At 73.3% G+C, this 13,267-nt stretch carries 16 protein-coding genes; 13 read left to right on the top strand and 3 right to left on the bottom strand.

What is annotated here, in order from left to right:
* Window positions 1–1,224, bottom strand: a 1,224-nt coding sequence (locus tag EIO00_RS25830; protein ID WP_338325944.1) for a methyltransferase domain-containing protein, incomplete at its 3' end; no start/stop codon positions are given.
* Window positions 1,225–1,381: 157 nt separating this feature from the next.
* On the opposite strand from EIO00_RS25830, the gene EIO00_RS19960 reads away from it, so the two are divergent.
* The 4 genes from EIO00_RS19960 to EIO00_RS19945 all read left to right on the top strand — a co-directional run bounded on the left by EIO00_RS19960 (window position 1,382) and on the right by EIO00_RS19945 (window position 4,361).
* Entirely contained in the window at window positions 1,382–1,780 is a 399-nt protein-coding gene (locus EIO00_RS19960; RefSeq protein WP_140181224.1) for a hypothetical protein, read from the top strand.
* Between the two features lie 80 nt (window positions 1,781–1,860).
* Complete coding sequence (locus EIO00_RS19955; RefSeq protein ID WP_140181222.1) at window positions 1,861–2,730, top strand: crotonase/enoyl-CoA hydratase family protein; 870 nt, start codon at window positions 1,861–1,863, stop codon at window positions 2,728–2,730.
* Between the two features lie 63 nt (window positions 2,731–2,793).
* Window positions 2,794–3,612 (top strand): polysaccharide deacetylase family protein, encoded by an 819-nt coding sequence (locus tag EIO00_RS19950; protein WP_241661479.1) that lies wholly within the window; start codon window positions 2,794–2,796, stop codon window positions 3,610–3,612.
* Window positions 3,613–3,797: 185 nt separating this feature from the next.
* A complete protein-coding gene (locus tag EIO00_RS19945) occupies window positions 3,798–4,361 on the top strand; it encodes a PH domain-containing protein (protein ID WP_140181220.1) in 564 nt (187 codons plus the stop codon).
* Between the two features lie 66 nt (window positions 4,362–4,427).
* On the opposite strand, the gene EIO00_RS19940 is transcribed toward EIO00_RS19945, so the two are convergent.
* Window positions 4,428–4,667, bottom strand: a complete 240-nt coding sequence (locus tag EIO00_RS19940; protein WP_140181218.1) for a putative acetyltransferase — start codon at window positions 4,665–4,667, stop codon at window positions 4,428–4,430.
* A 112-nt stretch (window positions 4,668–4,779) separates the two neighbouring features.
* Between EIO00_RS19940 and fdxA the strand changes: the two genes are divergently transcribed.
* From fdxA to EIO00_RS19900, 8 genes are all read left to right on the top strand, one after another.
* Complete coding sequence (gene fdxA / locus EIO00_RS19935; protein WP_140181216.1) at window positions 4,780–5,106, top strand: ferredoxin; 327 nt, start codon at window positions 4,780–4,782, stop codon at window positions 5,104–5,106.
* Between the two features lie 202 nt (window positions 5,107–5,308).
* Window positions 5,309–6,400, top strand: coding sequence for a succinyldiaminopimelate transaminase (dapC, locus tag EIO00_RS19930; RefSeq protein ID WP_140181214.1), 1,092 nt, complete (start codon window positions 5,309–5,311; stop codon window positions 6,398–6,400).
* Window positions 6,401–6,518: 118 nt separating this feature from the next.
* Window positions 6,519–7,133, top strand: coding sequence for a DUF4178 domain-containing protein (locus tag EIO00_RS19925; protein WP_140181211.1), 615 nt, complete (start codon window positions 6,519–6,521; stop codon window positions 7,131–7,133).
* Between the two features lie 5 nt (window positions 7,134–7,138).
* The gene (locus EIO00_RS19920) at window positions 7,139–7,639 is read left to right on the top strand and encodes a DUF2617 family protein (RefSeq protein WP_140181209.1); all 501 of its coding nucleotides are present in this window, start codon (window positions 7,139–7,141) and stop codon (window positions 7,637–7,639) included.
* Window positions 7,636–8,043: a DUF4247 domain-containing protein gene (locus EIO00_RS19915; protein WP_140181207.1), complete on the top strand. Its 408-nt coding sequence runs from the start codon at window positions 7,636–7,638 to the stop codon at window positions 8,041–8,043. Before EIO00_RS19920 ends, EIO00_RS19915 begins: the two co-directional genes overlap by 4 nt.
* Window positions 8,040–8,834 (top strand): hypothetical protein, encoded by a 795-nt coding sequence (locus tag EIO00_RS19910; protein WP_140181205.1) that lies wholly within the window; start codon window positions 8,040–8,042, stop codon window positions 8,832–8,834. The genes EIO00_RS19915 and EIO00_RS19910 overlap by 4 nt, the downstream gene beginning before the upstream one ends.
* Window positions 8,834–9,280, top strand: coding sequence for a DUF350 domain-containing protein (locus EIO00_RS19905; protein WP_140181203.1), 447 nt, complete (start codon window positions 8,834–8,836; stop codon window positions 9,278–9,280). Before EIO00_RS19910 ends, EIO00_RS19905 begins: the two co-directional genes overlap by 1 nt.
* 333 nt (window positions 9,281–9,613) lie before the next feature.
* Window positions 9,614–11,155 carry a polyamine aminopropyltransferase gene (locus tag EIO00_RS19900; RefSeq protein ID WP_175596289.1) on the top strand — a complete coding sequence of 514 codons (1,542 nt, stop codon included), beginning with the start codon at window positions 9,614–9,616 and terminating at the stop codon, window positions 11,153–11,155.
* Between the two features lie 78 nt (window positions 11,156–11,233).
* On the opposite strand, the gene EIO00_RS19895 is transcribed toward EIO00_RS19900, so the two are convergent.
* Window positions 11,234–11,947, bottom strand: a complete 714-nt coding sequence (locus tag EIO00_RS19895) for a MerR family transcriptional regulator (RefSeq protein ID WP_140181201.1) — start codon at window positions 11,945–11,947, stop codon at window positions 11,234–11,236.
* 81 nt (window positions 11,948–12,028) lie between these two features.
* Between EIO00_RS19895 and EIO00_RS19890 the strand changes: the two genes are divergently transcribed.
* Entirely contained in the window at window positions 12,029–13,168 is a 1,140-nt protein-coding gene (locus EIO00_RS19890) for an acyl-CoA dehydrogenase family protein (protein ID WP_140181199.1), read from the top strand.
* Window positions 13,169–13,267 lie beyond the last annotated feature (99 nt).

Genomic DNA, 13,267 nt, shown 5'->3' with positions numbered 1-13,267 from the left:
CGGGGGGCCCGCGGACGGCTGCCCCCCGGCGGCGGGAGCCCCGTGGGGGTATGCGGCGGGCGCGCCCGCGGGGGCGGCCTGCTGATGACCGGTGCCCGGGGGAGCGCCCTGCGGCTGGGCGTGCGGGGACGGCGCGGTCCCGGCCGGAGGTCGGGGCGCGGCGGACATGCCGTGCGGGCCGGGCGGGTGAGCGGCCGACGCCCCGGGCGTCCCCTGCGGCTGGGCGTGGGAGGCGCCTCCCGGACCGCCCGGGTGTCCGCCGGGGGCGGCGGGACCCGGTGCCGGAGAGCCCTGCGGGCCCTGCTGCGGGGGCGCGCCGTGCGCCTGCGCCGGGGGAGGCGGGGCGCCGGGCTCCTGGCCGGGCGCCGCGGGTCGGGTGCGGATGGTGACCGGGCCCTCCGCCGGGGCGCCGCCCCGGTGGGCGCCGTGGCCGTGGGCGCTGGGGCCCTCCGGTTTGGGGGCGTTGCTGTCGGGCTTGCGCACGGCCGCGAAGCGGAGGCGGACGTAGTCGGCGACCCAGCCGGACTCGCGGCGCAGGGCCGGGGCGGCCAGCTCGTTGATGCGGGCGAGCAGGGGCTCGACGATGTCCGGCGGGACCTCTTTGAGCGCGCTGGCGGCGAACACCCGGACCCAGTCGGCGGCGCCGTTGGGGCCCTCGGTCATCCGGGTGGGCCGGTCGAAGTACTCCAGCAGCCGGACGGTGAACCCGGCCTTCTCCAGCCGGGTGGCGTACTCGGCCGGTGTGGGGAAGTACCAGGGCAGTTCGGGCTCGTCCAGACCGAAGATCCGCCAGGCGGTCTGCATCGCGGCGATCAGCTCGGCGCAGTTGCCGGCCCCGCCCATCTCGGCGACGAACCGGCCGCCGGGACGCAACGCGGCGTGCACGGCCTTGAGCACCGCGTCCGGGTCGCGGGTCATCCAGTGCAGCGCGGCGTTGGAGGCCACCGCGTCGTACGGCTCGCTGGTGGTGAAGGTGTGGGCGTCACCGACCGCGAAGTTCAGGTCGGGATAGGTGGCCGACGCCTGCGCGATCATCTCCGGCGACCCGTCGATGCCCAGCACCGTGGCGCCGCGCTCGGCGATGGCGGCCGCGAGCGTCCCGGTGCCGCAGCCGAGGTCGATGATGCGCTCGTCCGGCTGCGGATCGAGCAGGTCGACCAGCGGAGCGCCGTGCGCGGAGACGTATCCGAAGGCGGAGTCGTACGTCGCAACGGCCCAGTTCACGCTCGTAACTTAGCCGACCGGAAAGCCGTTCGACCGGCGGTTGCCGCAGGGTATGCATCACTCCGCCGCAGACGTTACGCCGGGCTTCCGGACGGGAACGTTCGGTCGCCTCCACCCGGTCGGGGGGGCCTCGGGCCGGCCTCGGTACGGTGCCGGCATGGGGACGAACGGCGCAGTGTCCATCACCGGCCGGGAGGAGCCCGCCGGGCTGACGCTCCGCACCTCGGGTCTGTCGGCGCGCGGCCTGCCGGAGATCGCCGTCACCGGTCTGCCCCCGTATCTCGGCCGGGCGTGGGCGCGGATCCTCGCGGTGCTGGCCGTCCGGCTGGCCGCCGCCGTCCGCTCCGGCGGTGAGGTGCCCTCGACCCTCGCGTTCACCCCCGGGGATCTGCGAGACGTGGTGGGGGAACGGTCCACCGGGTGGAGCGAGACGGTCGTCGGCCTGCGGCGCGACGGCGAGCACCTGGCCCCCGTCCCGCCCGAGGACTTCGGTGGGACGCTCGATCAGTGGCGGCTGGACCTGGCCGTCCGGCTGTTCCCCGCCGCCCGCAGCTGACGCGCGGGCCGCCCGGCCGCCGTTTGAACGTAATCCTAGAATCGCGTTCGAGCGACGTCGGCGACACGAGGAGGGCCACGGTGACGTACACCCAGATCGACTACCAGGTGAAGGACCGGATCGCCACGGTGACCCTCAACCGGCCCGACCGGCTGAACGCCTACACGTTCACCATGCGCAACGAGCTGCTCGAGGTGTTCGACCGGATCGACGCCGACGACGAGGTGCGGGCGGTCGTGGTGACCGGGGCGGGGCGGGCGTTCTGCGCTGGCGCCGACCTGGAGGCTGGGGGCGACACCTTCAACAAGGACAAGCAGCGGGACATGTTCGCCGGCGACGACCTGCTGGAGGACGGCACCCCCCGGGACGGCGGCGGGACGGTGGCGCTGCGCATCGCCCGCTGCCTCAAGCCCGTGATCGCCGCGTTCAACGGGGCGGCCGTGGGCGTCGGGGTGACGATGACGCTGCCGATGGACATCCGGCTGGCCTCGGAGAAGGCCAAGTTCGGGTTCGTGTTCGCCCGGCGCGGCATCGTCACCGAGGCCGCCTCGAGCTGGTTCCTGCCCCGCGTGGTCGGCATCTCGCAGGCCATGGAATGGGTGGCGACCGGCCGGGTCTTCGACGCCCGGGAGGCCCTCCAGGGGCGGCTGGTCTCCAAGGTGTACGCGCCCGAGGAGCTGCTGCCCGCCGCCTATGCGCTGGCCCGGGAGATCGCCGACAACACCTCCGCGGTGTCGGTGGCGGCGATCCGGCGGCTGATGTGGTCGGGCCTGTCGGCCGCCACGCCGTGGACCGCCCACGAGGCCGACTCGCGGCTGATGGCCGCGATGGGCGCCTCCCCGGACGCCGCCGAAGGGGTCACCTCGTTCCTGGAGAAGCGCCCGGCGCGGTTCCCGATGCGGGTCAGCACCGACCTGCCGCCCCAGGTGCCCGACTGGCCGCAGCGCTGAACGGCCGATTCGTCCCGGTCGGTACGGGTACCACGGTGGCGCGAGAGCCATCGGGGGTGAGCCGTGCTGAACAGGACGACGGGGATCGCGGTGACCGCCGGGGTGGGATTGACGCTGTCGACGGCGCTGCTGTCGACGTTGTCGGCGTGCGGGCACGACCGCCATCGCGTCCACGCGGCGGCGGACCGGACCCGGCAGCCGTCCTCGGCGCGGCCCACGACCAGGGCCCCGACGCGGGCCGCCCCCTCCCGGGCGGTGGACTGCGCCGTCGCCCGATGCGTGGCGCTGACGTTCGACGACGGGCCCGGCCGGCACACCGAGCGGCTGCTGGACCTGCTGCGGCCGACCCGGGCCCGGGTCACCTTCTTCGTCGTCGGCCGCCAGGTGCGGCCGAACGCGGCGGTGGTGCGGCGGATCGTCGCCGAGGGGCACGAGATCGGCAACCACACCTGGTCGCACGCCCGGCTGCCGGGGCTGTCGGAGGAGGCGATCAGGGCGGAGATCGACCGCACCCAGGACGCCGTGCACGAGGCGGCGGGGGTGCGCCCGAGGGTGTTCCGGCCCCCGTACGCGGTCACCGACGCCCGGGTCGGCCGGGCGGCGGGCCTGCCGCAGGTGATGTGGAGCGTGGATCCGATGGACTGGCGCCCGAGCGGGCCCGGACGGCGGGAGCGGATGGTCGACGAGATCGTCCGCGACACCCGGCCCGGCGACATCGTCCTGCTGCACGACGTGCACGGGCCGACCGTCTCGGCGGCCCCCGAACTGGTGACGCGGCTGCGCCGGAAGGGCTATGAACTCGTCACCGTCTCCGACCTCTTCCGCGGCGTGCCGCTGCGGCCCGGTGCCCCCTACCGGCATCGCCGGGCGGAAGAGCCCTGAGAATCCGGCGGCCGAGGGCCCGCCGGGCGGGCCGAGGAACGCCCGGCGGCTCCGGGGAGGCCCGCTCCGCCCGGCGGGGCGGGGGGCCGCCGGCCCGGCGGGGCGGGGGGCCGCCGGCCCGGAGCCCGGATGCGACCGGGCGCTTCGGCCGCCGCCGTGCCCGGGATGCGGGAGCATGTCCTTTCATGACCGCATCGCCCGTGGAAGAGGACCCGATGCCCGCCGAAGACCCCTCGCGCACCCTGGTGCTGCGCCGCCCCGGCGGAGGACCGCTGGCCGTCTCCACCGCCCTGGCCGTGGGACTGGCCGTGCTGGGTGCGGTCCGCGGTCCGCAGACGCTGTGGCTGACGTTCCTGATGACGGCGGTCTCCGCGCTGGCGGTCGGCGTCTGGCTGCGCATGCGGATCGAGGTGCGGCCCGACGGGCTGGCGTTCCGGGGGCTGCGCGCCACGCGGCTGGTGCCCTGGTCGGCGGTGGTGGCGGCCTACCGGTCGGGGAAGGACATCGCCGTCGTGCACTCCGACGACCGGGTGGCCGTGCTGCCCGGCCGGCTGCGCCCCTCCAGCGGGACGCTCACCACCGAGGAGATCCTCGACCTGCTCCAGCGGCGGATCGCAGAGCACGGGCCCGACCCCGAGGAGGACCTGGAGCCGGAGGGGCCGGTCGCCCCGATGCGCCGACGCGGCCCGGACGAGAGGGACGAGGACGGAGCCGACGGAGACGGAGGCGGGGACGGGAGCGGGGAGTAGGCGCCGGTCGTTCCCGCCCCGATGAGGCCGCCCTTTCGGCGGGCGTGCCGCCGGAGCGGCCGGAGATCAGCGGCGGCGGGGCGGAGCGGCGGGCACGACCTTGCCGGCGACGATGTGGTCGCGGGGGAGTTCGACCAGCTCGCCGTTGCGGCGGCGGACGGTCAGCACCTCCTCCCCCCACGACTCCAGAACGCCCACCACATCGCTGAACCGCCCGTCGGGCAGACGGCTCCGCAGCGACACCCGCCGCCCCACGTCCTCCGCCGAGACGGAGACCACCAAGCGGGCGGCGAAGTGGGCGGACATCAGTCGGACCCCCTGTCGAATGAAGTGTCCCGTTCCCGCAATACTAGGGGTGCGAGCGTGCGGTGAGCCGTGGCGCACGGCGGGGCCGGAAGAACCCGAGAGGAGTCACGACGTGACCTACGTCATTGCGCAGCCCTGTGTAGACGTGCTCGACAAGGCGTGCATCGAGGAATGCCCGGTCGACTGCATCTATGAGGGCAAGCGTCAGCTCTACATCCACCCGGACGAGTGCGTCGACTGCGGTGCGTGCGAGCCCGTCTGCCCGGTCGAGGCCATCTACTACGAGGACGACGTGCCGGAGCAGTGGAAGGAATTTTACAAGGTCAACGTGGAGTTCTTCGACGACCTGGGTTCGCCCGGCGGCGCCTCCAAGGTGGGCAAGATCGACAAGGACCACCCCTACGTGGCGGCCCTTCCTCCGCAGAACACCGACGAGTGACCGGCGGCCCGGGAACGTTCCCCGAGGCGTGACCGGAGCGGGGGGACGGCCCCGCAGGTGATCGGCTCCCGTCGCGGCACGGCGGGAGAGCGCCCGCGCACGCTGACATGCGACTGTCAGGCCGTGGCCTCGCTCGGGGCCACGGCCTGAGACGTGGCGGGCCGGCGCCGTGCCGGGCCGACGACGAACGAGGAGAAAAGCGGTGCGTACGCTCCCCGACTTCCCCTGGGACCGGCTGGCCCCCTACAAGCGGCGGGCGGCCGAGCATCCCGGCGGGCTGGTGGACCTGTCGGTCGGCACGCCCGTCGACCCGACGCCCGAGCCGATCCGGCGGGCGCTGGCCGAGGCGGCGGACGCACCGGGCTATCCGCAGACCTACGGCACGCCCGCGCTGCGCGAGGCGATCGCCGGATGGCTGCGCCGCCGGCTCGGCGTGGCGGGCGCCGACCCGGCCGCGGTGCTGCCGGTGATCGGCACCAAGGAGCTGGTGGCCTGGCTGCCGACGCTGCTGGGCGTCGGACCGGGCGACCGGGTGGTGTTCCCGACGCTGGCCTACCCGACCTACGACGTGGGCGCCCGGCTGGCGGGGGCCGAGCCGGTCGCCGCCGACGGGCTGCTGACCCTGGGCCCGGTCAACCCCGCGATCATCTGGGTGAACTCGCCCTCCAACCCCACCGGCCGGGTGCTGCCCGCCGAGCATCTGCGCAAGGTGGTCTCCTGGGCCCGCGAACGCGGCGCGCTGGTGGTCAGCGACGAGTGCTACATCGAGCTGGCCTGGGAGGACGACCCCGCCAAGCAGCCGGTGTCGGTGCTGCACCCGGACGTGTGCGGCGGCTCCCACGAAGGGCTGCTGGCGGTGCACTCGCTGTCCAAGCGGTCCAACCTGGCCGGCTACCGGGCTGGCTTCGTCACCGGCGACCCCGCCGTGGTCAAGCGGCTGCTGGAGGTCCGCAAGCACGCGGGGATGATGGTCCCCGCGCCGGTGCAGGCCGCGATGATCGCCGCGTACGGCGACGACGCCCACGTGGAGGAGCAGAAGGCCCGCTACGCCAGGCGGCGGGCGGCGCTGCGGGAGGCGCTGACGGCGCACGGCTTCCGCATCGACCACTCCGAGGCGTCGCTGTACCTGTGGGCCACCCGCGACGAGCCCTGCTGGGACACCGTCGCCCACCTGGCCGAGCTGGGCATCTGCGTCGCCCCCGGAGAGTTCTACGGCACGGCCGGGGCGCGGCACGTCCGGGTCGCCTTCACCGCCACCGACGAACGGATCGACGCCGCGGTCTCCCGCCTGTAACCCTCCGGGAACCGGATCGCCCCACCCGGCGTCAGATGCGCGTTGCGTCCGATGCGTGCATGATCGGTAGGATCCGGCACGCCGGGTAACGGCCCGAATCCGTCGGTGGAGGTGGGGCATGCAGGCAGCCGTGGTCGTGCTGCTGGTCTTGATCCTGATCGCCCTGGTCGTTCTCATCGCGGTCCTGGTCCGCCGCACCGGGGAGCGGCCGCAACAGGAGCAATCGCAGCCCGCACGGCCCGTCGACCCGTTCGCCTCGGTCGGCGAGGTCGCCGGCGACCCCCGTGCGATCAAGGCCGGAGACCTGATCGAATACCTCGGCACCCGGTACTTCGTGCGCGGCTCGCTGCGGCTGCGGGAAGGCGGCTACACCTGGAGCGAGCACCTGCTCGACGCCGACACCGTCGAGGGCGCCAAGGTGTGGATCTCCGTGGAGGAGGATCCCGACCTGGAGGTCGTCTGGTGGACCGAACGCGACGTCGGCGACCTCAAGCCCGACAAGCCCACCCTGACCCTGGACGGGGTGGAGTACCGGCGCGAGGAGCACGGCACCGCCGAGTACCGCACCGAGGGCACCACCGGCCTCGGCGAGGGCGGCCGGGTCGAGTACGTCGACTACGCCGGCCCCGGCGGGCGCTACCTGTCGTTCGAACGGTTCGACGGCGGCGCCTGGGAGGCCGGAGTCGGTGAACGCGTCCCCGCCGGGACCATGACGATCTACCCGGGAAGCTGAGCGCGGTGCGCACCGCCCTCGACACCCCCTACCTGGACACCCGCGCCGACGCGCTGTCGTTCGCGCTGGGTCTGGAGCCGCTGGACGCCCTCGCCGTGCTGCCGGTGGAACGGGACGGGATCCGGGTGCAGCTGCGCCTGCTCGGAGCCTCCCACCAGATCCTCGCCGGGCCGGTCAGCGAGACCGTCGCCTGCCTCCCCGGCGACCCCGGGCCGCTGCCCGAGGAGATGCGCGCCGACGTGGACGGCTGGACCTACGGTTTCCGGGCCCGTGTGGAGGCCCATCCCACCGAGGCGGCGTTCGCCGCGGCCGTGCGGCGGCTGTGCGAACGGGTCGCCGATCGGGACGACGCGCTCACCGGGACGTTCCCCGGATCCCCGTACGCGGTGACCGCGCTCGCCGTGGACGGCGACCCGGTCGCCGGGACCCTGGGCTGGCGCACCTGGCACGCCTACCCCCAGACCAGAGAGATCGTCGTCACCCGCACCCTCCTGGAGATCACGTGAGACGACATTTCGTGGGCGGCGGCATCGTGGCCGTGCTCGGGACGATCGTGCTGGTCGCCGCGGCGTTCAGCGGGAACACCTCACCGGACCGCTGGATCAGCTCGCACTACACCCGAGTCGGCGACGGCGTCTATCGGGCGAACGGGTCGCCGCTGAGCGTGGCGGCCGCCATCTCCCGCAAGTTCAAGCCCAACGACAGGATCTATGAGCCCTCCGGGGTGTTCCTGCGCTACCCCAAGCACATCGTGGCGGTGCTCCCCGTCGCGGGCGGCAGCCAGATCCTGGTCGACGACGTCGACCGGGGTTACCGGCGGCACCACAGCTCCGTGGGCAGCCGCTGGGGCGGTTCCGGCGGGCGGGCCTCCATATTCCGCGGCGGCGGTCCGGGAGGAGGCGGCAAGTGAGCGGCTCCGGCGGCGCGCAGAAGAATGGGAACAACTGGGGCTGCATGGTGGCCATCATCGCCATCATCGCCGTGCTGACGGTGGCCGACCTGATCGACTGGGGAGGCGGGGGCGACGCCGACGTGCCGGTCGGCGGCGGGCTGTTCGGCTCCCGGGGCGCCGGACACCTGGTGGAGCGGCTCAACGACGCCACCCGGGCCCAGAAGATCTGCTACGGCTGGAAGATCGACACCGACGCCCCCGTGGATTACCGGGAGTACACCACCCCCATCCGGCCCGCGAACCCGGCCGTCCCCCCGCCCGCCGATCTCGACGACGACATCGACCGTTACGACGACAACGAGACGGACGTGGGCTCCAACCTCGGCACCGGGCTGGACCCCCGCCAGCATCCCCAGCAGTGCCCCCGGTGGGTGGTGTTCACCGCGAGCTACACCTACTCCTATTACGAGGAGAAATGGACGTCGGTCTCCATCGACATCGAGACCAACCTGCAGATCTCGATCGGCGAGGACGCTCTGCGGCGGGCCGGGATCACCCGGTCCGACCTGCTCGGCTCCCAGGCCACCGCCCGGCTCGCCGACGCCGTCGGGGTGCTGCCCATGATCGTCGCCGAGAAGGGCGCCGCCCCGCAGGTGCCGCAGCCCGCGGCCTCGGAGCCGCTGCCCGGGGACAAGCCCACTCCGCCGGGGGTCGCCCGCTATGTGTGGATGGGGATCGGCGGCGTGCTCATCGCCGCGGGCCTCACCTGGATCATCGTCGCCGCCGTACGCAGCCGTAGGAGTGCCTGATGCTGAACGAAATCATCGAGGAGGGCGGGGCCGCGCTGGCGTACGGCGCGGTCGGCATCGCCCTGCTGGCCCTGGGATACCTGGTGGTGGAGCTCACCACCCCCGGCCCGCTGGGCCGGCAGATCTGGACCGAGCACAACCGCGGCGCCGCCCTCATCCTGGCCGCCAAACTGGCCGGGGTCGGCGTCATCATCACCACCGCCATCACCACCAGCGAGGACGGCCTGGCCGAGGGCCTGGTCAGCACCGCGGTGTACGGGGTGCTCGGGATCCTCATCATGACCCTGGCGTTCTACCTGCTCGACCTGCTCACCCCGGGCAAGCTGGGCGCCACCCTGGTCGGCGAGGAGGGCGGCGCGCCCTCCGGCGGCATGGCCCCCGCCTGCTGGATCGTGGCCGTCACCGACCTGGCCATCTCCGCCATCGTCGCCGCCGCGATCTACTGAGCCGCTCCGCGGCGGCGACCACGGCTCCGCGCACGGGCGGCCTGCACCGCCCTCGGGCCCGGGGCCCCGGAGCACGCGCGGACCTCACGCCTGCCGTCGCCGGGATGCGGCGGCGGGCGTGAACCGTTCAGGCACCCGGCGGTCCGCCGCCGGACAGGAGGGGGGAATGCGGTGACCGCCGACCAGCGCGGTGAGCACGACGACGGCGTCCGGACCGGCCGCGACGAGGAGCCGTCCCGGCCGAAGGAGGCGAAAGCGGTGGGGACCGCCGAGCGGGCTCCGGACGCCGACCCCGCCCCCGAGGGCCTCCCCGGCTCCCGCAGGCGCCGGGAGCTGGCCCGGGCGCTGGTGCTGACGGCGGTGTTCGCCTGCGCCGCGTGCGGGCTGGTGTACGAGCTGGCGCTGGTGGCGCTGGGCAGCTACCTGATCGGCAACTCGGTGACCCAGGCGTCGATCGTGCTGTCGGTGATGGTGTTCGCGATGGGGGTCGGGTCGCTGGCGGCCAAACCCCTGCAGCGGCACGCGGTGGTCGCGTTCGCCGGGGTCGAGGGGGCGCTGGCGCTGCTGGGCGGGCTGTCGGTGCTGGCGCTGTACGCGGCGTACGCCTGGCTGGGGCTGTACGTGCCGGCGCTGGTCGTGGTGGCGTTCGCGGTGGGCATGCTGATCGGGGCGGAGATCCCGCTGCTGATGACGCTGCTGCAGCGGATCCGCCGGCAGGACGCGGGGAGCGCGGTGGCGGACCTGTTCGCCGCCGACTACGTGGGGGCGCTGATCGGCGGGCTGGCGTTCCCGTTCCTGCTGCTGCCGACCTTCGGGCACGTCAAGGGCGCGCTGCTGGTGGGGGCGGGCAACGCCGTCGCGGGCATGACGGTGGTGCTGTGGCTGTTCCGCGGCCAGGTGCGGCGCGGGACGCGGACAGCGCTGTGGATCGGGCTGGCGGGCGTGCTGGTGGTGCTGGGCGGCACGTACGCGCTGGCGGACCGGTTCGAGATCTCGGCGCGGCAGGCGCTGTACCGGGACCCGATCGCGCTGGCCCGGCGGACGCCGTATCAGGAGATCGTGATCACCCGGTCGCTCCGGCTGTCGGGACGGGCGGACCTGCGGCTGTTCCTGAACGGCGACCTGCAGTTCTCCTCGATCGACGAGTATCGCTACCACGAGGCGCTGGTGCATCCGGCGATGGCGGGCAGGCGGGAGAACGTGCTGATCCTCGGCGGCGGGGACGGGCTGGGGCTGCGGGAGGTGCTGCGGTACCGCGACGTGCGGCAGGTGACGCTGGTGGAGCTGGACCCGGAGATGATCCGCCTGGCGCGCACCTACCGGGAGCTGGCCGAGCTGAACCGGCACGCCTTCGACGACCCCCGGGTACGGGTGGTCAACGAGGACGCCTTCACCTGGCTGCGCCGGCGGGCGGCGCGGGAGGCGGCCGGGTTCGACGCGGTGATCGTGGACTTCCCCGACCCCGACGACGTGTCCACCGCCAAGCTGTACTCCCAGGAGTTCTACGGGATGCTGCGGCGGGCGCTGGCGCCGGGCGGCCGGGCGGTCGTGCAGTCGGGGTCGCCGTTCTTCGCCCCCAGGTCGTTCTGGTGCATCAGGAAGACCATCGAGGCGGCCGGGCTGGCGACCACCCCCTACCACCTGGACGTGCCGAGCTTCGGGGACTGGGGGTTCGTGCTGGCCGCCGAGGGGGAGCGGGCGCCGACGCCGGAGGTGGATCCGGCCGTGGCGGGCGAGCTGCGTTTCGTGGACCGGCAGGTGCTGCAGGCCTCGACGGTGTTCGCCCGGGACCTGCGGCGCACCGACGTGCAGATCAACACGCTGGTCAAGCCGGTGCTGGTGGAGTACCAGCGGCAGGAGTGGCGCGACCTGTAGGACGGCCGTCCGGCGTCTTCCGGCGCGTCGCCTGAGGGGTCTTCGGTCGGCGTCGGCCGGCGAGCCGGCACCGGGAGATCAGGCGTTCCCCTCGTCGGGGACGGTCTTGCGGAGGATCCGGTCCACCGCCTGCTGGAACGAGGTGACCAGCGACTGGATCATCACGGGCTTGAGCCGGGCGGCCACCGCCAGCAGCACCTCCCGCTCCTGCGGCCGGCGGCCCCGCTCGCGGTAGGGGCGCACCACGGTCTCCTGGAAGTTGCGGTGCAGCTCCTCGGCCAGCGCCGTGATGTGGCGCTCGACGGCCTCGTGCGAGTTCAGCAGGGTCTCCATCGGGAGGGGCAGCTCGGCGAGCTCGACGCCGACCCGCAGCAGTCCGGGGTTGATCACCCGGATCCGGTCGCCGGACAGCTCCTCCACCACGCCCAGCGCCGCCAGCCGCTTGACGGTCTCGTCGCTCAGGTGGCGCCCGACGCGGCGGTCCAGCTCGTGCCGGTCCATCTCCTCGGGGCGGCCGGGCGCCCACGGCGACAGCAGGGCGCGCTGCAGCGCCAGGTCCTCGGGGGAGGCGTCGAGGGGGATGCGCTGGAGATGGCGTTCGATGGCGGCCAGCGTCAGCCCGAGCGACTGCAGCTCGCGGACCAGTTCCAGGCGGGCCAGGTGCTCGGGCCCGTACAGCCCGGTGCGTCCGCGCAGGCGCGGCGGCGGCAGCAGGCCACGGCCGGCGTAGTAGCGCACGGTCCGGACCGACACCCCGGCGCGGGAGGCCAGCTCGTCAACCGTGAGCTCCATACGCCCCTCCCTTATGTGACAGTTCCGGTGTTACATTAACTCTGCATCAGGATTTACTTACACGGTGAGGAGACCCGCCGGATGGGAGAGATCTTTACCGAGGAGCACGAGGCCTTCCGCGACATGGTGCGGTCTTTCATCGAGAAGGAGGTCGCTCCGTACCACGAGCAGTGGGAGAAGGACGGCATCGTCTCCCGCGACGTGTGGCTGGCCGCGGGTCGCCAAGGGCTGCTCGGCATCGAGGTCCCGGAGGAGTACGGCGGCGGCGGCATCGACGACTACCGCTACTACATGATCCTCAACGAGGAGATGGCCAAGGTCGGCGCGCACGGCCCCGGGTTCGCCGTCCACAACGACATCAACGGCTCCTACCTGCTGAAGCTGTGCACCGAGGAGCAGAAGCGGCGCTGGCTGCCCGGCTACTGCTCCGGTGAGATCATCACCGCCATCGCGATGACCGAGCCCGGCGCCGGCTCCGACCTGCAGGGCATCAAGACCACCGCGATCAAGGACGGCGACCACTACGTCCTCAACGGCTCCAAGACCTTCATCTCCAACGGCATCCTCGCCGACCTGGTCATCGTGGCCGCCAAGACCGACCCCTCGGCCGGGGCGCGCGGGGTGAGCCTGCTGGTGGTCGAACGCGGCATGGAGGGCTTCACCCGCGGCCGCAACCTCGACAAGGTCGGCATGCACGCCCAGGACACCGCCGAGCTGTTCTTCGACAACGTGCGGGTGCCCGAGGAGAACCTCCTCGGCGAGGAGGGCATGGGCTTCATCTACCTGATGCAGAACCTGGCCCGCGAGCGCCTGTCCATCGGCGCCTCCGCCCTGGCCGGCGCCGAGGCCGCCTTCGAGCAGACCCTGGAGTACTGCAAGACCCGCGAGGCGTTCGGCCGTCCCATCGGCAAGTTCCAGCACAACCGCTTCCTGCTGGCGGAGATGAAGACCGAGCTGACCGTCGCCCGGGCCTTCACCGAGCAGTGCGTGCTCAAGCAGGTCGCCGGCGAGCTGACCGCCGAGGAGGCGGCCATGCTCAAGTACTGGAACACCGAGCTGTGCAAGTCGGTCGTCGACCGCTGCGTCCAGCTCCACGGCGGCTACGGCTACATGCTCGAGTACCCGATCGCCAAGGCCTACCAGGACGTCCGCATCCAGACCATCTTCGGCGGCACCACCGAGATCATGAAGGAGATCATCGGCCGTTCGCTGGGCGTGTGACGCTCCGCCCGCCGGGGACGCGTCGGCGTGCGCGCAGCGTCCCCGGCGTCGCGTCGCAGGGGCGATCGGCCGTCTCGGCCGGCGGCGCCGGGGCGCACG

This window comes from Thermomonospora catenispora (assembly GCF_006363815.1).
Lineage (GTDB): Bacteria > Actinomycetota > Actinomycetes > Streptosporangiales > Streptosporangiaceae > Thermomonospora > Thermomonospora catenispora.
This window is presented reverse-complemented; position numbering and strand designations above follow the sequence as displayed.